This window comes from Nocardioides sp. LS1, from assembly GCF_003865225.1.
GTDB lineage: Bacteria > Actinomycetota > Actinomycetes > Propionibacteriales > Nocardioidaceae > Nocardioides > Nocardioides ginsengisegetis.
Genome location: NZ_BIFF01000002.1, coordinates 1324674 through 1340730 on the forward strand (window position 1 = coordinate 1324674; position 16057 = coordinate 1340730).

The following is a 16057-nucleotide window of genomic DNA, read 5'->3' on the forward strand; positions in this document are numbered from 1 at the left end:
CACTGGGGCGACGGCCCCGCGGCGTACGCCCCCGGTGAGCGGCCCACGAGTCCCGGCGACCGCACGCCGCCCCAGGACATGGCCGCCGAGCAGTCCGTCCTGGGCTCGATGCTGCTCTCCAAGGACGCCATCGCCGACGTGGCCGAGGTGCTGCGCGGGACCGACTTCTACCGGCCCTCGCACGAGACGATCCACGACGCGATCATCGACCTCTACAGCCGCAGCGAGCCGGTCGACATGATCACCGTCGCCGCCGAGCTCCAGCGCCGCGGCGAGCTGCAGAAGATCGGCGGGGCGCCCTACCTCCACACGCTGTCGGCCAACGTGCCGATCGCCGCCAACGCCGGCTACTACGCCGAGATCGTCCGGGAGAAGTCCATCCTGCGGCGGCTGGTCGACGCCGGCACCAAGATCGTCCAGATCGGCTACGCCGGCGAGGGCCAGGTCGACGACGTGGTCGACCAGGCGCAGGCCGAGGTCTACAAGATCGCCGACAAGCGCTCCGGCGAGGACTACGTCCCGCTGAGCGACATCATGGACGGCGTCCTCGACGAGATCGAGGCGATCGGCAACCGCGAGGCCGGCCTCTACGGCGTGCCCACCGGCTTCGCCGACCTCGACGACCTGACCAACGGTCTGCACTCCGGCCAGATGATCATCGTCGCGGCTCGCCCCGCCATGGGAAAGGCGCTGGCGCTCGACACCCCGCTGCCGACCCCGTCGGGGTGGACCACGATGGGCGAGGTGCAGGTCGGGGACGAGCTGTACGACGCTCAGGGTCGCCCGACCCGGGTTGTTGCGGCGACCGACGTGATGACCGACCGTCCGTGCTACGAGGTCGAGTTCTCCGACGGCTCGCGGATCGTCGCCGACGGGGAGCACCAGTGGCTCACCGAGACGCGCGCCGCGCGGAAGTCCAAGTGGGCCGCGGACCGCCAGTACAACCGTTCGCGGAACCAGCGGATCTTGCCCGGCGTCGTCACCACCGAGCAGATCGCCGCGACCTTGACCGTGGGGGCGGACCAGCGGGCCAACCATGCGGTCCTCAACGCCGCACCCCTCGAGGGCTCGCGTGCCGCGCTGCCCGTGCCGCCCTACGTGCTGGGCGCCTGGCTGGGTGATGGCCACTCGGCGGGCAACCGCATCACGTGCGAGTCCGACGAGATCCCGATGTACCTCGAGGGATACGGGGTCGACGTGCACCACCAGGGCGCGATGCTCTACTCCCTCAAGCTGCCGAACCTGTCCCGGGACGACGACGTGCCGGGCGTCTGTGCGGACTGCGGCGCCGCCGCGGCCAAGCGTCGTCTCTGCCCCGCGTGCCACGCGGACCACGGGACCTTCACCGCTCTCCTGCGCAAGGTCGACGTGCTCGACAACAAGCACATCCCGGCGAGCTACCTCCGGGCGTCGGAAGCCATGCGGCGAGAGCTGCTCGCCGGCCTCATGGACACCGACGGCACCGTCGTCAAGGGCGTGGGGTCGTGCCAGTTCGCGGTGACCAGCAAGAGGCTCGCCGACGACGTCTACGAGCTGATCGTCAGCCTCGGCTACAAGTGCGGTCGCACTTCACGTAGCGTGCGGGGCAGGTCCGAGGAGACCTCGACCTGCTACATCCTCAACTTCTCGACCACCGACACGGTCTTCAGGCTCTTCCGCAAGCAGGTCGCCCACAAGGAGGAGCGTCCCCTGACGACCGCGCGGATCGGTCGGCGCTACATCACGGCCGCCCGTCGCGTCAAGAGCGTGCCCGTGCGGTGTGTGCAGGTCGACAACGAGGACCACCTCTACCTCGCCGGTCGATCCATGATCCCCACGCACAACTCCACCCTGGCGCTCGACTTCTGCCGGGCGGCGTCGATCCACAACAACCTGACCAGCTGCTTCTTCAGCCTGGAGATGACGCGCTCGGAGATCACCATGCGCCTGCTCTCGGCCGAGGCGAAGGTGCCGCTCAACCACATCCGCAACGGCCAGATGAACGACGACGACTGGGCCAAGCTCGCGCGCAAGATGGGGGAGGTCTCCTCGGCGCCGATGTTCATCGACGACTCGCCCAACATGACGATGATGGAGATCCGGGCCAAGGCGCGTCGCCTCAAGCAGCGCCACGACCTGCAGCTGATCGTCATCGACTACATGCAGCTGATGAGCTCGGGCAAGAAGGTCGAGTCCCGCCAGCTCGAGGTCTCGGAGTTCTCCCGCCAGATCAAGCTGCTCGCCAAGGAGCTCGAGCTCCCGATCATCGCGCTGTCCCAGCTCAACCGTGGTCCCGAGCAGCGCGGCGACAAGCGCCCGATGATGAGCGACCTGCGTGAGTCGGGATCGCTCGAGCAGGACGCCGACATGGTGATCCTGCTGCACCGCGACGACGTCTACGAGAAGGAGTCGACCCGCCCCGGCGAGGCCGACCTGATCGTGGCCAAGCACCGCAACGGTCCGACCCGCGACATCACCGTCGCGTTCCAGGGCCACTACTCACGCTTCGTCGACATGGCCCACTGACCTGTCACACCTCCTGCCTGTCACACCTGGGGGAACACCGATGGACCTGCACCACCTGCACCGACCGCACCCGTTGTCGCGCGCGCTGATCGTCGGCGCGGGCGTCGTCGTGCTGCTGACGCTGGCCTCCGTGGTCGCCCTCGTCGCCGACGTCTGGGGACAGCTGCCCGCCGGGCTGCTGCTGGCCCTGCTCGTCACCGAGCTGGCCGGGGCGCTGGTGTGGATGCGCAGCCGTCGGAGGTCGGCGGAGCAGGCCGTGGGGCAGGCCCCGACCGAGCAGCCGGTGGGCCCGCACCTGACCCTCGTCGAGTCGAGCTCCTCCCCGAGCTGAGGCCCGGTCCGGGCTCAGGCCTCGTCCTCGAAGCGGACCCGGGCGGCGGGGAGCACGGTGCCGTCGATGTCGCGCTGGGCGACGTGCCCGATCACCTCACGCACCTGCGACCGCTGGGCGGGTGCGCACTCGACCAGGAGCCGCTCGGCGCCCCCGCTGGTGTCGACGACCGAGACGAAGCCGCTGAGGCTCAGCTCGGCCATCAGCGGCACCGGGTCCTGCCCCTCGGGCACGACGTAGGCGACGGTGGGCGTGTGCGGGTCGTGCAGGTGCGCCTCGGTGGCGGCGGTGCTGCGACCCAGGGAACGCAGGCCCCAGCCGGCGACGACCAGCAGGACAAGGGTGCCGATCAGGACCAGACCCATACCGATGACCATGGCTCCTCCTCTCGGGTGCCACTGACCGGGACCGCACGTCTCCGGTCCCTTGCAGTCTGCGTCCCGCGGCGGAGCGGCCGTCAGGGCCGAGAGTCACCCCTCCGGGGCCGGTGGTCCCGGAGGGGGCTCGGGGGACGGCTCGACCTCGGCGAGGTGGACGACCGCGTCACCGCTGTTGACCAGCGGCGCCTCGGTGCGGCCGATGACGATGCCGGCGCGGTCGGCGTGCACGAGGCGGACCCGCTTGCCGAAGGAGTCGAAGAGGCCGCCGAGGCGCTCGCCGGCCTCGACCCGCTGACCCAGGTCGGCCTCGAGGTGGAGCATGCCGGTGCCGCGGGCGCGGACCCAGCTGCTGCGCCAGGACTCCGCGCTCGGCGGGGGCGGCTCCTCGTCGACCGGGTCGGTCATGCCGAGGGCGGCGAGCACCCGGCGTACGCCCCGGACGCCGGCGTCGATGGCCCAGGCGTCCATCCGCCAGGCCTCGCCGGCCTCGTAGAGCAGCACCTTGGCGCCCTGCTCGCGGGCGGCGTGCCGCAGCGAGCCGTCGCGGAGCTTGGCGTGCAGCATGACGGGAGCGCCGAAGGCGCCGGCCAGCTCGCGGGTGCGGGGGTCCTCGAGGTCGGTGCGGATCTGGGGCAGGTTGGAGCGGCGGTCCGAGCCGGTGTGCAGGTCGATGCCGACCTCGCACTTGGCCACCACCTCGGTCATCATCAGGTGCGCGATCCGGGAGGCCAGCGAGCCGCGGGCCGAGCCGGGGAAGGACCGGTTGAGGTCGCGACGGTCGGGCAGGTAGCGGCTGCCGGTCATGAAGCCGAGCACGTTGACGATCGGCACCGCGATCAGCGTGCCGCACAGCGTCTTGGGGTCCAGGGCGGCCAGCACCTGGCGGACCACCTCCACGCCGACGGCCTCGTCGCCGTGGATCGCCGCGTCGATCCAGACCGTGGGGCCGGGCTCGCGGCCGTGCACGACCCGGACCGGGAGCTCGACGTCGGCCCCGGTCACCAGCCGGGTGATGGGCAGGGACAGCGACTGGGACTTGCCGGCCCGGACCCGGACGCCGCCGATCTCGAAGGACGCGCGGGCCATCAGCGACCCCGGTTCCGGCGACGCATCGCCACCGGCGGGCGGCCGCCGAGGTAGGAGCTGCCGGGGTCCACGACGTACCCCTGGCGCAGGCCCTCGCGGCCCACGAGCATCCGGAAGCCCATCTCGTCACGACGGCTCAAGGTCATCTCGGTGGTGATGGTGCGGCCCATCAGGGTGACCTCCATCGGCACCACGATCCGGTCCTCGCTCTGGCCCGAGGAGCTCCGCACGGCGCGGACGTCGAGCACCTCGGCCTCGACCTCGACGACGTCGGCGTCCGACTTCTGCCACGGGTGGATCGAGAAGCGGACCCAGGGCTTCCCGTCCCGTTCGCTCTCCTCGACGTCGAAGGCGTGGATCGACGACGAGCGGGCACCCGTGTCGAGCTTGGCCTTCACCCACGGCACCCCGGCGCCGGGGAGACTCACCCACTCGCGCCAACCTGCAACGGTGTAGGAAGGTTCTGCTGACACGTCCGTCCTCTCTTCGGGGGAACATGAAAATCGCGATCCTGTCCCGTGCGCCCCGCTCGTACAGTACGCAGCGCCTGCGCACCGCCGCCCTCGACCGGGGCCACGACGTCAAGGTGTTGAACACGCTGCGGTTCAGCATCGACCTGTCCGGTGACGAGCCGGACCTGCAGTTCCGCGGGAGAACCCTCTCGCACTACGACGCCGTCCTGCCGCGGATCGGCAACTCGATCACCTACTTCGGCACCGCCGTCGTGCGGCAGTTCGAGCAGATGGACGTCTACACGCCCAACACCTCCTACGGGATCTCCAACTCGCGCGACAAGCTGCGGGCCACCCAGATCCTGTCGAAGCACAACATCGGCATGCCGGCCACGACGTTCGTCCAGGGCCGCGCCGACGTGATCCCCGCCATCGAACGGGTCGGCGGGGCGCCGGTCGTCATCAAGCTCCTCGAGGGCACGCAGGGCATCGGGGTGATCCTCGCCCCCGAGATCAAGACCGCCGAGGCGATCATCGAGACGCTGCAGAGCACCAAGCAGAACGTCCTCATCCAGCACTTCGTCAAGGAGAGCAAGGGCCGCGACATCCGCGCCCTCGTCGTCGGCGACCGGGTCGTCGCGGCGATGCGCCGGGTCGCGAAGGGCGACGAGTTCCGCTCCAACGTGCACCGCGGCGGCTCCGTCGAGCCGGTGGACCTCGACCCGGAGTTCGAGAAGGCCGCCGTGCGCGCCGCCCAGATCATGGGCCTGCGGGTCGCGGGTGTGGACATGCTCGAGGGCAACGACGGCCCGCTGGTGATGGAGGTCAACTCCTCGCCCGGCCTGGAGGGCATCGAGCGCGCCACCCTGCTCGACGTGGCCGGCTCGATCATCGACTACATCGACAACCAGGTCGCCTTCCCCGAGATCGACGTGCGCCAGCGGCTGACGGTCTCGACCGGGTACGGCGTGGCCGAGATCCTCGTGCAGGCCGCCTCCGACCTCGTCGGCAAGACGCTGGGCGAGTCCGGACTGAGGGAGCGCGACATCTCGGCGCTGACCCTGCAGCGCGGCACCAACGTGATCCCCAACCCGAGCGACCGGCACGTGCTGGAGGCCGGGGACCGGCTGCTCAGCTTCGGCAAGCTCGAGGAGATGCGCTCGATGATCCCGAGCCGTCGCCGGCGTACGCGCAAGGTCAAGAAGCTGCCCGCGGAGCCGATCCACGAGGTCTGAGCAGCGGTCCTACTCGAAGGTGTCGGAGGAGTGGATGGGCCGCACCTCGACCCGGCCGTAGTGGGCGGCCGGGTTCTTCGAGGCGACCTCGATCGCCTCGTCGAGGTCGGCGCACTCCAGGACCGCGAAGCCCGCGACCCATTCCTTGGCCTCGGTGAACGGGCCGTCGGAGACGACCATCTCGCCGCCGCGCACGCGGATGGTGGTGGCGGTCTCGCGCTCGTGGAGACGCGTGCCGCTGACGTAGGTGCCGCGGTCGCGCATCTCGGCGAACCACGCCTCGACGTCGGGGGCGGACGCGTGGTCCGCGTCGGTGGCGTCCTCCTCGTGGACGACGAACATGACGTACTTCATGGGTGCTCCTGGGGTGAGAGGGGGTGGCGTGAGGTGGGTGGAGGGAGTCAGCCGACCTCGCCGAGCCGGCGCAGCAGGATCCGGCGCTCGGGGCCGTCGGCGGCGGCGAGGTCGAGGGCGTGGCGGTACGCCGCGGCGGCGTCGTCGTGCCGGCCCAGCCGCCGCAGGAAGTCGGCCCGCGCCGCGGGCAGCAGGTAGTAGCCGGCCAGCGCCGGGTCGTCGAGCAGGGCGAGCGCCGCGAGGCCGTCCTCGGGGCCGTCGCGGAAGCCGATCGCCACCGCCCGGTTGAGCGCAACGACGGGCGAGGGGTGGGCGGCCAGCAGGCCGTCGTACACCATCACGATCGCGGCCCAGTCGGTCTCCTCGGCCGTGCGGGCGCGGGCGTGGCAGGCGGCGATCATCGCCTGCAGGCGGTAGGGGCCGGGCGGCCTGCCGGTGCGCGCCGCGCGGGCGAGGCGCTGACGGCCCTGCTGCACCAGGTCGGGGTCCCAGCGGGAGCGGTCCTGCTCCTCCATCGGCACCAGGTCGCCGGCCTCGTCGAAGCGGGTCGCCCGGCGGGACAGCTGGAAGGTGATCAACGCGAGCAGCCCGCGCGCCTCGTCGTGGTCGGGCATCAGGTCGGCCAGCAGCGTGGCGAGCCGGTGGGCCTCGAGCGCGAGGTCGTCGGCCCGGCGGCCGTAGCCCTCGTTGAAGACCAGGTAGACCACGGCCAGGACACCGCTGGTGCGCTCGGCCAGCGCCTCGGGCGGCGGCACGCGGTAGGGGATCCCCGCGGCCGTGATCTTCCGCCTGGTCCGGAGCAGCCGCTGCGACAGCGTCGCCTCCGGCACGAGGAAGGCCCGGGCGATCTCCTGGGTGCTGAGGCCGGCGACCGTCCTGAGCGTCAGCGCGACGCGGCTCTCGAGCGCCAGCGCCGGGTGGCAGCACGTGAAGAGCAGCCGGAGCAGGTCGTCGGTGCCGGTCTGGGGATCGGCCTCGGGGTCGGTGTCCGCCATGATCGCCACCTCCTGGAGCCGGGCGCGCTCGGTCTGTCGTCGGCGCAGCACGTCGATCGCCCGGTTGCGGGCCACCGTGGTCAGCCACGCGGCGGGGTTGTGGGGTACGCCGTCCTCGGGCCAGCGGGCGAGGGCCCGCTCGACGGCGTCCTGGACGCAGTCCTCGGCGAGGTCCCAGTCCCCGGTGACCCGGATCAGGGTCGCCACGATCGTGGCGCGTTCCGTGGCCGCGGCGTCGAGGGCCGCGGCCACGGCCGCGTCGGTGGTGGGCAGGGTCAGTCCTCGTCGGTCCAGAACGGACGGAGCTCGAGCTTGCCGCCGTTGGCCTGCGGGTGCCGCGAGGCGATCCGGATCGCGTCCTCGAGCGAGTCGGCGTCGATGACGTCGAAGCCGGCGATCCACTCCTTGCTCTCGGTGAACGGGCCGTCGGTCACGAGGACCTCGCCCTTGCTGACCCAGACGGTCTTGGCGGCGTCGGGGCGCTCGAGCCGGTCCCCGATCACCCGCTTGCCCTCGACCTCGGCCAGCCACTCGTCGATCGTGAGGTCGTCGGCGTCCGGGTCGGCCTCGGCGGCGAGGGCGGGGTCGGCGACGACGAACATCAGGTAGCGCATGGGGTCTCCTTCGGTGGGACCTTCGAGTTGGTGTCGTGGGGACGACGAACGGCGTGCTGCCGGATCCGACAACCCCGCCGGACGAATCTCATCGGCTCCGCCACTCGTCGGCGAGCACCGCGTAGGCGTAGCTGTCCAGCCAGCGGCCGGAACGGTGCAGCGACTCGGCGACGTAGTGCGCCTCGCGCCGCATGCCGACCCGCTCCATCAGCCGCCACGACGCCTCGTTGTCGGCGAAGCAGAGCGCCTCGACCCGGTGCACGCCGAGGTCCTCGAAGCAGACGTGGAGCAGCGCGGCGACGGCCTCGGTGGCGATGCCGCGACCGGCGTGGTCGGGGTGGACCACCCAGCCGAGCTCGACCTGTTGCCGACGGCCCTGCTCCTCGACCTCCGACTGCGCCCAGGCGTCCTTGAGCCAGAGCATCAGGTCGCCGACGACCGGGCCGCCGGGCTCGCCGAGCTCGATGACCAGCGTGCGCGAGAGCCGGTGCGGCTGGTCGAAGCGGTCGCGGTAGGCCTCGAGGTCGCTGGGCAGCGAGGTCAGCCACTCGCTGACCTCGGGCCGCCGGCGGAACTCCCACGTGGCCTCGAGGTCCGCCATCGTGGCCGGCCGGATCGTGAGTCGCCCGGTCCGCACGGGCCAGGGCACGGCGGACAGGTCCTGGACGGGCACGGGATCGCTCGAGCCGGTCACTGCAGGGCCTCCAGGAGACGCGCGTAGGTGGTGTCGGGATCGCCGTCGGTGCTGCGGATGATGACCGTGTGCGCGCGGTGCGCGGCCAAGTCGAACAGCGCCCGGTGCTGGGCGATCAGGCCGGCCTCGCCCATCGCCGCGACGGCCTGCCTGGCGTGGTGGTGCCAGGGGTCGCGGGTGACGCGCCGGTGGAACCGGTCGACCGCGGCGACGGGGTTGTCGGTGAGCAGGACGTGGACGTGGTCCGCGCCGGACTGCCGGGCGGCCGCCTCGAACCGCTCCAGCTCGCTCAGCCGTGCCACCAGCTGCGGCAGCACCACGTCGTGGCCGGTGGCGAGGTGCTCGGAGATGAGGGCGAGCGCCGCCGTACGGGCCAGGGTCCCGGCACCGCGGAAGTCCGCCTCCCACCCGCCGACGAGGGTGCGGAGGACGTCGATCTCGCAGTCGAGGACACCCGGGTGCTCGTCCACGTAGCGGCGTGCCAGCGTCGACTTCCCGATCCCGGGAGGACCATTGAGGTGGATCAGCCGGCTCACGTGGTGGATCGTAGGCCCGCGGGGATGTGGCGGCAGGAGGACGGCGTGGCACAGAGGTACGACACGGTCGACGAGTACGTCGCGTCGTTCCCCGTCGAGGTGCAGGTGAAGCTGCAGGCGATGCGGGCGACCGTCAGGGCCGCGGCGCCCGCGGCCGTCGAGCTGATCTCCTACGGGATGCCGACCTACAAGCTGCACGGCCGGGCGCTGGTCCACTTCGCCGGCTGGACGAGCTACCTCAGCCTCTACCCCACGCCCGCCGAGGACGGCACCGACGGCGCCCTCGAGCGGGAGCTCAGGCCCTACCGGGCCACCAAGGCCACCGCGCGGTTCCCGCTCGACCGCGAGCTGCCGCTGCCGCTGGTGGCGCGGATCGTCGAGGCGCTGCTGCGCCAGCGCGAGGACGGCCTCGGCTCGTAGAGGTCAGCGCTGCCCGGGGATGCCGTCGAGCAGGTAGACGGTGTAGCCGTCGAGCGCGGTCACCGGGTGGTAGAGCCGGACGAGCGCGGCCTGGGCGGTGCGCTCGTCGACGCCCCAGGTGGCCAGGGTCGAGCCGCTCACCACGACCCAGGTCGGCCGCGCCGGTCCCTCCAGCACGCGGGTCAGCTCGGCCAGCTGCGGGTCGCGGACCCGGACCGGCAGGCTCCACAGCTCGTCGTAGGGGCTGGCCAGCCCGGCCGCCTGGAGCACGTCGGGGTGCCCGAAGGCCATCACGCCGGTGTCGCCCGGGTGGGCGTGGGTGCGCAGGTAGGACTCGACGGCGGCGTCCTCGCGCCAGCCGGGGTGGGCGTGCACGGCCAGGCCGAGGGAGACCACGGCCGAGACGGTTGCGAGTGCGACGAGGGCGCGGGTGGCGAAGCGGTGCAGCCGGGAGTGGGTGAGGGTCGCCGCCACGGCGACGACCAGTCCGGGGACCGCGCCGATCAGGTAGTGCAGCCAGTAGCTGCCGCCGCCCACGACGCCGACGACCTCCCACGCCAGCAGGGCCACGGCGAGCGCGTGCGCCCGCGTGAACCGTCGCCGGAGCAGGAACGTGGAGCCGAGCAGCACCACGATCGGGAGAGCGCCCGACAGCAGCGCCGCCAGGGTCATCCCGATCGCGCGCCCCGGCGTGGTGGACGTGGACGAGGCGTGGATGACCGCGGCGGCCTGGAAGCGGAACGTCACCATCGCGTCCCACAGCTCGACCGGGTCCGTGCCACGGGCGGCCGCCCAGCCGACGGCGAGCGCGGTCACGACCCCCGCGCCCACGACGGAGTACGCCGACCGCCGGACGACGTCCCGGCCCGCCCCCGACCGGACCATCAGCACGGTCAGCACCGCGACCGCGACGAAGACGTCGAGGAGGTTCTGCTTGACCAGCGCGGCACAGGCCCCGGACGCCCCGGCGAGCAGCCACCAGGTGCGGCTGTTGCGGCCGACGGGATCGGCGTACGCCTGGAGGGCGGCGGCCAGGCCGGCCATGACGAACGGCAGGGCCAGCACCTCGCCGTCGACCTCGCCGATCCCGAAGAGCGGGGTGGAGAGGAAGACCGCGGCGGTGGCCGCGCACCAGACCGGGACCGAGCGGCTCCACGGCGCGAGCTGGTGCCCGACCCGGCCCGCGAGCCGGACGGTGACGACCACGGCGAGCATCCCCATGAGGCGGAGCCCGACGGCGCCGCCCGCCAGGTCGAAGAGCTGGATCAGCAGCGGCGGCCGGTCCACCCAGTAGTCGCCGTAGAGCGAGGTGCCGGGGGACCACTGCGCGGCGACCATCAGGAAGCCGCCCTCGTCGGGGCTCAGCGGCTTGGTGACGTACGGCGCCCACGCGGCCGCACCGGCGAGGGCCGCGACCAGCACGCCCCACGGGACGGGTCGCGGCGACCACCACGGCGCCTGCCGCGCCCGGTCGCGGGTCCCGTGACCGGGAGGGTGAACATGGGTGAGCGAGCTCATGGGGCTGCCTCCGCGGCCAGTCTCGCGTCGCAGCCGTGGTCGCGCAGGGGTCCAAGGTCCTGTCCGGCCCGGTCCCAACGGTCCAGCAGGATCGCGCTCGCGGCGAGCGTGCGCTCCCAGGAGCGGGGCGCCGAGGTGCGGTCGGTGTCGTGGAGCAGCACGGTGCCGCCGGGGGCGAGCCGTCGCTCGACGGTGCGCACGATCCGGGCCGGGGTCGCGCCGGCCTCCCAGTCCCGACCCCACGCGGTCCACAGCACGGTGCGCAGCCCGGCCGCCCTGGCGGCGTACAGGGCCGGGGTGGTGAGGACGCCGTAGGGCGGGCGGTACCACCGCGGGGTCTCCCCGGTCAGCTGCTCGAGGAGCCGGGCACTCTCGCGGAGGTCCCGCGCGAGAGTGCCCGGCCGCTTGAGGGCGACGCAGGTGTGGTCCCAGCCGTGCACGGCCAGCTCGTGGCCGCGGGCCGCCATCTCGGCCACGAGCACGGGGTGCCGGGCCGCGTGGGCGGCGAGCAGGAAGAAGGTCGCGGTGCGGCCATGGGCCTCGAGCAGGTCGAGGAAGTACGGCGTCGTGTCCGGGTCGGGGCCGTCGTCGTAGGTCAGGGCGATGTGCGGGCCCGGGCCGACGCCGGACAGACCGGGCAGCAGGTGGCGGCGCAACGGGCCGATCGAGGCGAGCGCCGGAGCGTGTGTCACGACGGCGGCGGCCGCCAGGGCGGCCCGCTTCATGCCGGCACCCGCTGGGTGGCCAGGGCGTGGACGAGAGTGGGGCGGGTGGGCGCCGGCAGCGGCGCCTGCGGCTGGGCGAAGGCCTCGACCAGGGCGGGCGCGAGCTCCTCGGGGGACCGCACCCAGGGGACCAGGCCGGCCTCCTCGAGGGCGGCCGCGTTGGTCATGCCGTGGCCCGGCAGGCAGCGGTAGGTCAGCACCGGGACGCCCGCGTCGAGCGCCTCGAGGGAGGTGAACCCGCCGGCGTTCTGGATGACGAGGTCGACGGCGCGCAGCAGGGTCGGCAGGTCGTCGCGCCAGCCGAGCGCGACCACGCCGGTGACCATCTCGAGCCGACGCTGCAGGACGGCGTTGTGTCCGCAGAGGACCACCGGCACGGCGAGCCCGGTCGCGACCACGTCGAGGGCCGCGGCGGTCAGCTCGCCGATGCCGAGCGACCCCCCGGCGATCAGGGCGAGGCGGGTCCCGGGGTCGAGCCCCCACGCGGCGCGGCAGGCGGCGCGGGTGCCCTCGGGGGCGACGACGTCCGGGTCGACGTGCGGGACGAGCGGCTCGATGACGGTGGCGCGGCCGCCCAGCGCGACGGCCTGGCGGGCGGCGATGTCGTGCAGCGCGAGGTGGTGGTCGACGTGGCGGTGCACCCACAGGGGGTGGACGGAGAGGTCGGTGAGGTAGGTGACGACCGGCGTGGTGAGCCGGCCGCGCATCCGGAGCCGACCCAGGGCCTGGCTCGCGAACGGGTGCGTCGAGACGACCAGGTCGGAGCCGCGGGCCATCGTGAGCAGCCGTCGCGAGGTGATGGCCAGCGCCCGCGTGACCAGCCGGTGCAGGACACCGCCGGGCTGGAGGTGGCGCAGCAGCACGCCCCAGGACGCCGGGCTCACCTCGAGCTGCTTGAGGTACGCCGCGCGCAGCATCCGGCCGATCGCCGCCGGGAACAGGTCGACGACGTCCCACATCTGCACCAGGTGGCCCTGCGCGGTCAGCCGGATGGCGATCTCGCGGGCGGCCGCGTCGTGGCCGGCCCCGAAGCTCCCCGAGACGATGTGCACCTCGGCCGGTCCGTCCTGAGGGTCCAGGAACGGGAAGCCGGGCCCGCGGGGGCGCGAGCGCCACAGCGACGGGGAAGCGGTCGCCGGGCCCTCGAGCATCGCGGTCATGGTCGAAGGGTGGCTCGGAGTGGCTGCAGACAACCTGAATGCTGCAGGTTCAGCGCAGGGAGGCGAAGACGTCGTCGAGCAGCGGCCGTCCGGGCGCGCGGCCGACCTCGCGGAACCACTCGGTGCCGAGCACGCGCCGGGCCAGCGGTGCCGGCAGCCGGAGCAGCAGCGCGAGGGTCCGGGCGCCGCCGTCCCCGGTAGCCTGGGACGCGTGGGCCCGCATCGAGGCCCGCTTGGCCGAGAGGTGGTCGCGGACGTCGACGCGGTGGGTGAGGTCGGCGCGGGCGGTGTAGGCCGCGTCCAGCGTCGGCAGCGCGGGCAGCGGCAGGACCCGGGCGAGCCGGGCCAGCCAGCCCACGGCGCGCTGCAGCGACTGCCGGTCGATCGTGGCCTCCAGGACGACGGGCGTGCCGGCGATGGCGGCGGCCACCAGCCCGGCGCGGTGCACCTGCACGTGGTCGGGGTGGCCGTAGCCGCCGGCGGGGTCGTAGATCGTGAGGACGTCGGCCTCCTCCTCGACGAGGATCGCCGCGAGGTCCTCCGCGACCCGGCGCGCGTCCGTGGTCGCGAACGTCGTGCCCCGTCCGCGGATCGGTGCCGGCCAGCCGGAGTCGGCATAGCCGAGCACCTCCACGCGGGCCGCGCCGATGGCGGCGGCCGAGGCCTCCAGCTCCGCGAGGCGACGGTCGCCGAGGTCGGTGCGGTCCTCGGCCAGACCGGCCTCGCCGGCGGTCGCGACCACGACCACGACCCGGTGCCCCTGCGCCGCGGCCCGGGCCAGCGTCCCCGACACGAGCAGCGCCTCGTCGTCGGGATGGGCGTGGAACGAGACGACCGTCCAGCTCATCCGGCCACCGCCGTACGTCGATCGCCGGCACGCAGGACGGCCCGGTCGTAGAGCGCGTCGGTGCGGGCCCGGGCCACGTCCCAGCCCAGGTCGGGGGCGACCTGCCGGTTGTGGGCGGCGATGTCGGCCCGGAGCCCGGGCGTGGTCAGGAGCTCGACGAGTGCGTCGACCATGCCGTCGTCGGAGTCCGCGAGCAGGCCGTCGACGCCGTGGGTGACGAACTCGCCGAGGCCGCTGCGGCTGCTGCCCACGACCGGCAGGCCGGCGCAGCGCGCCTCGAGGGCCGCGATGCCGAACGACTCGAGGACCGCGGGGGCGACGTACACGGAGGCGGCGGCGAGGTGGTCACGGATCGCGCTCCGCTCGAGGCGGCCCGGGACCGAGACCCAGTCGGCCATGCCGTGCCGGTGCAGGTAGGCCTCGAGGCGCTGGCGCTGCGGGCCGTCCCCGATGACCACGGCGCGGACCGGCATGTCCTCGGGCAGCCGACCTCGCAGGTCACGCAGCATCCGGGCCAGCGCGAGGGGCCGCTTGGTCCAGGCGAGCCGGCCGACGGTGACCAGGGTCGGCACGTCCACCAGTGCCGGGGGCAGCCGCCAGTCGGCCGGGTCGACCGCGTTGGGGAGCACGTCGACCGGCACGTCCGGGCCGAGCATCGCGCGGATCGGCCCGGCGGCGCGGTCGCTCACCGCCGACCAGTGCACGGGCCAGTCGCGCAGGCCCAGGACGCCGCGGGCCATGGCGGGGAGCGGACCGAGGTAGGTCCACAGCGAGTGGATGGTGACGAGCGTGGGGATGCCGAGCGCGGCGGCCCGGCGCGCGGCGATGCTGGCGAACGGCGACCAGACCGAGACGTGCACGTGGACCACGTCGGGGTGCTGAGCGGCGAGCACCTCGGCGATGGCGGCGTCGAGCGCGAGCGGCCCCGATGCGGGGAGCCGGTGCACCCAGGCGGGGTCGGCGGCCCCGGGGTCGGGCGTCGTGGTCAGCACCCGCGCGTCCGCGCCGGCGGCGCGCTGGTGGGCCACCAGGTCGGAGACGTGCATCTCGATGCCCCCGAGCCGCGGCAGGTAGCAGTCGGTGACGTGCAGGACCCGCCTCACCGGTGGGCCCACAGCCACGCCGCGAGCCCGGCGCCGCCGACCGGGATCTCGATGCCGAACGTGAAGACGCGGTAGAGCAGCACGCCCGCCACCGCCGCCACCGGCGCGCCACCGAGCGCGACCGCGACGCCGACCAGGCCGACCTCGACGACGCCCGCGCCGCCCGGGGTGAGCCCGGCCAGGGTGAGCAGCCGCTCGACGGCGAACGCGAGCAGCACCGCACCCGGCCCGATCCCCACGCCGGCGATGGCGAAGCAGGCGAGCATGAGCAGGGCGAGCATCGCGGTGTAGGCGCTCATCCCCAACGTCAGCTGGCGCCAGCGGTGCCGGACCAGCCACCCGCACTGCGACTGCAGGCCGAGCAGCCACGCCTCGACGTGCGGCTCGCGGGTCGAGCCGAGCCGGCGCAGCAGCGGCCGGGCAGCCCGGTCGACGGCCCGGCCGGTCCGCCCCGCACAGACGGGGCTGGCGGCCAGGACCGCCACGACGGCGGCCGCGACGGCAAGGAGCACCGTGGCGACGGTCGCCGTACCGGCCCAACGCGTGAGCGCGCCGTGGTCGAGCAGCAGCGCGACCGGCAGCACCAGCAGCGGGAGCAGCAGCTTGGCGAGGACGTCCCATGTGTTGGTGACGACGGTGTACGCCGCGAAGGCCGCCCGGTCGTGCCCCCAGGCCCGGACCATCCGGTAGTTCAGGGCGATCCCGGCCGCGCCGCCCAGCGGCAGCACGTTGGCAACCGCGCTGCCGGTCAGGCTCAGGGTCAACGCGCGGCGGTGGGTGAGGCCGGGCAGGGCGCTGGTCAGCGTGATGGTGTGCAGGAGCAGTCCGGTGGCCCAGAGCAGGCCGAGGAGGCCCAGCTCCGGCAGCGGGACACGGGCGAGCTGCTGGCCGACGAGGGCCCACGGCGCGCCCGAGACCCGCGGCACCACGACCACGAACAGGGCCGCGACGGCCGCCACCACGACGAGGGTGCGGGCGGCCGCCCACGGGCCCGGTCGGGCCGGGGCGACGACAGCGGTGGTCATGCCGCGATCGTCCGGCGTGGGGCCTGCCAGCCACCTGAACGTGTCGACCCCGGTCAGGCAGGGTGCAGGCGCGGGCG

18 protein-coding genes and 1 pseudogene are annotated in these 16057 nt (G+C 73.5%); 5 read left to right on the forward strand and 14 right to left on the reverse strand.

The window, feature by feature from the left end; all coding sequences use genetic code 11:
- The first annotated feature begins 78 nt into the window (after positions 1 to 78).
- Positions 79 to 2505: a replicative DNA helicase gene (gene dnaB, locus EJF31_RS11195; protein WP_221767574.1), complete on the forward strand. Its 2427-nt coding sequence runs from the start codon at positions 79 to 81 to the stop codon at positions 2503 to 2505.
- Positions 2506 to 2545: 40 nt separating this feature from the next.
- Complete coding sequence (locus EJF31_RS11200) at positions 2546 to 2836, forward strand: hypothetical protein (protein WP_125037113.1); 291 nt, start codon at positions 2546 to 2548, stop codon at positions 2834 to 2836.
- 14 nt (positions 2837 to 2850) lie between these two features.
- Here EJF31_RS11200 and EJF31_RS11205 read toward each other — a convergent pair whose 3' ends face one another.
- From EJF31_RS11205 to EJF31_RS11215, 3 genes are all read right to left on the reverse strand, one after another.
- Positions 2851 to 3213: a hypothetical protein gene (locus EJF31_RS11205; RefSeq protein WP_125037114.1), complete on the reverse strand. Its 363-nt coding sequence runs from the start codon at positions 3211 to 3213 to the stop codon at positions 2851 to 2853.
- A gap of 93 nt (positions 3214 to 3306) precedes the next feature.
- Positions 3307 to 4302 carry a succinylglutamate desuccinylase/aspartoacylase family protein gene (locus EJF31_RS11210; protein ID WP_125037115.1) on the reverse strand — a complete coding sequence of 332 codons (996 nt, stop codon included), beginning with the start codon at positions 4300 to 4302 and terminating at the stop codon, positions 3307 to 3309.
- Positions 4302 to 4775 carry a RimK/LysX family protein gene (locus tag EJF31_RS11215; RefSeq protein WP_125037116.1) on the reverse strand — a complete coding sequence of 158 codons (474 nt, stop codon included), beginning with the start codon at positions 4773 to 4775 and terminating at the stop codon, positions 4302 to 4304. The genes EJF31_RS11210 and EJF31_RS11215 overlap by 1 nt, the downstream gene beginning before the upstream one ends.
- Positions 4776 to 4798: 23 nt before the next feature.
- Here EJF31_RS11215 and EJF31_RS11220 point away from each other — a divergent pair.
- Positions 4799 to 5659: pseudogene (locus tag EJF31_RS11220) on the forward strand (RimK family alpha-L-glutamate ligase); the annotation flags it as partial.
- A 63-nt stretch (positions 5660 to 5722) separates the two neighbouring features.
- Positions 5723 to 5989 carry a cation:proton antiporter regulatory subunit gene (locus EJF31_RS22555; protein ID WP_373994721.1) on the forward strand — a complete coding sequence of 89 codons (267 nt, stop codon included), beginning with the start codon at positions 5723 to 5725 and terminating at the stop codon, positions 5987 to 5989.
- Positions 5990 to 5998: 9 nt separating this feature from the next.
- Here the strand turns inward: EJF31_RS22555 and EJF31_RS11225 are convergent, their stop codons facing one another.
- The 5 genes from EJF31_RS11225 to EJF31_RS11245 form a co-directional block, all read right to left on the reverse strand.
- On the reverse strand, positions 5999 to 6343 hold the full coding sequence (locus EJF31_RS11225) for a YciI family protein (RefSeq protein ID WP_125037118.1): 345 nt from the start codon (positions 6341 to 6343) through the stop codon (positions 5999 to 6001).
- A gap of 47 nt (positions 6344 to 6390) precedes the next feature.
- Positions 6391 to 7590 (reverse strand): RNA polymerase sigma factor, encoded by a 1200-nt coding sequence (locus tag EJF31_RS11230; protein WP_260430776.1) that lies wholly within the window; start codon positions 7588 to 7590, stop codon positions 6391 to 6393.
- 23 nt (positions 7591 to 7613) lie between these two features.
- Positions 7614 to 7952 (reverse strand): YciI family protein, encoded by a 339-nt coding sequence (locus tag EJF31_RS11235; protein WP_125037119.1) that lies wholly within the window; start codon positions 7950 to 7952, stop codon positions 7614 to 7616.
- 88 nt (positions 7953 to 8040) lie between these two features.
- Complete coding sequence (locus EJF31_RS11240) at positions 8041 to 8646, reverse strand: GNAT family N-acetyltransferase (protein ID WP_260430777.1); 606 nt, start codon at positions 8644 to 8646, stop codon at positions 8041 to 8043.
- Entirely contained in the window at positions 8643 to 9182 is a 540-nt protein-coding gene (locus tag EJF31_RS11245; protein WP_185736210.1) for an AAA family ATPase, read from the reverse strand. Before EJF31_RS11245 ends, EJF31_RS11240 begins: the two co-directional genes overlap by 4 nt.
- A 45-nt stretch (positions 9183 to 9227) precedes the next feature.
- Between EJF31_RS11245 and EJF31_RS11250 the strand changes: the two genes are divergently transcribed.
- On the forward strand, positions 9228 to 9602 hold the full coding sequence (locus EJF31_RS11250) for an iron chaperone (protein WP_221767528.1): 375 nt from the start codon (positions 9228 to 9230) through the stop codon (positions 9600 to 9602).
- 3 nt (positions 9603 to 9605) lie between these two features.
- On the opposite strand, the gene EJF31_RS11255 is transcribed toward EJF31_RS11250, so the two are convergent.
- From EJF31_RS11255 to EJF31_RS11280, 6 genes are read right to left on the reverse strand one after another with little or no spacing between them, the layout of a single operon-like run.
- A complete protein-coding gene (locus tag EJF31_RS11255; RefSeq protein WP_125037122.1) occupies positions 9606 to 11120 on the reverse strand; it encodes a hypothetical protein in 1515 nt (504 codons plus the stop codon).
- Positions 11117 to 11845, reverse strand: a complete 729-nt coding sequence (locus EJF31_RS11260) for a polysaccharide deacetylase family protein (protein ID WP_125037123.1) — start codon at positions 11843 to 11845, stop codon at positions 11117 to 11119. Before EJF31_RS11260 ends, EJF31_RS11255 begins: the two co-directional genes overlap by 4 nt.
- Positions 11842 to 13005, reverse strand: coding sequence for a glycosyltransferase (locus EJF31_RS11265; protein WP_125037124.1), 1164 nt, complete (start codon positions 13003 to 13005; stop codon positions 11842 to 11844). The genes EJF31_RS11260 and EJF31_RS11265 overlap by 4 nt, the downstream gene beginning before the upstream one ends.
- 49 nt (positions 13006 to 13054) lie before the next feature.
- A complete protein-coding gene (locus EJF31_RS11270; RefSeq protein WP_125037125.1) occupies positions 13055 to 13852 on the reverse strand; it encodes a PIG-L family deacetylase in 798 nt (265 codons plus the stop codon).
- Positions 13849 to 14955, reverse strand: coding sequence for a glycosyltransferase family 4 protein (locus EJF31_RS11275; RefSeq protein WP_125037126.1), 1107 nt, complete (start codon positions 14953 to 14955; stop codon positions 13849 to 13851). The genes EJF31_RS11270 and EJF31_RS11275 overlap by 4 nt, the downstream gene beginning before the upstream one ends.
- Positions 14952 to 15980, reverse strand: a complete 1029-nt coding sequence (locus EJF31_RS11280; protein WP_185736211.1) for a lysylphosphatidylglycerol synthase domain-containing protein — start codon at positions 15978 to 15980, stop codon at positions 14952 to 14954. The genes EJF31_RS11275 and EJF31_RS11280 overlap by 4 nt, the downstream gene beginning before the upstream one ends.
- Positions 15981 to 16057 lie beyond the last annotated feature (77 nt).

Bases quoted from the DNA above. Each gene is read 5' to 3' on its own strand.
- EJF31_RS11200 (WP_125037113.1), top strand. From the start codon at position 2,546: ATGGACCTGCACCACCTGCACCGACCGCACCCGTTGTCGCGCGCGCTG.
- EJF31_RS11205 (WP_125037114.1), bottom strand. From the start codon at position 3,213: ATGGTCATCGGTATGGGTCTGGTCCTGATCGGCACCCTTGTCCTGCTG.
- EJF31_RS11260 (WP_125037123.1), bottom strand. From the start codon at position 11,845: ATGAAGCGGGCCGCCCTGGCGGCCGCCGCCGTCGTGACACACGCTCCG.
- EJF31_RS11255 (WP_125037122.1), bottom strand. From the start codon at position 11,120: ATGAGCTCGCTCACCCATGTTCACCCTCCCGGTCACGGGACCCGCGAC.
- EJF31_RS11235 (WP_125037119.1), bottom strand. From the start codon at position 7,952: ATGCGCTACCTGATGTTCGTCGTCGCCGACCCCGCCCTCGCCGCCGAG.
- EJF31_RS11225 (WP_125037118.1), bottom strand. From the start codon at position 6,343: ATGAAGTACGTCATGTTCGTCGTCCACGAGGAGGACGCCACCGACGCG.
- EJF31_RS11265 (WP_125037124.1), bottom strand. From the start codon at position 13,005: ATGACCGCGATGCTCGAGGGCCCGGCGACCGCTTCCCCGTCGCTGTGG.
- dnaB (WP_221767574.1), top strand. From the start codon at position 79: ATGGCCGCCGAGCAGTCCGTCCTGGGCTCGATGCTGCTCTCCAAGGAC.
- EJF31_RS11280 (WP_185736211.1), bottom strand. From the start codon at position 15,980: ATGACCACCGCTGTCGTCGCCCCGGCCCGACCGGGCCCGTGGGCGGCC.
- EJF31_RS11210 (WP_125037115.1), bottom strand. From the start codon at position 4,302: ATGGCCCGCGCGTCCTTCGAGATCGGCGGCGTCCGGGTCCGGGCCGGC.
- EJF31_RS11270 (WP_125037125.1), bottom strand. From the start codon at position 13,852: ATGAGCTGGACGGTCGTCTCGTTCCACGCCCATCCCGACGACGAGGCG.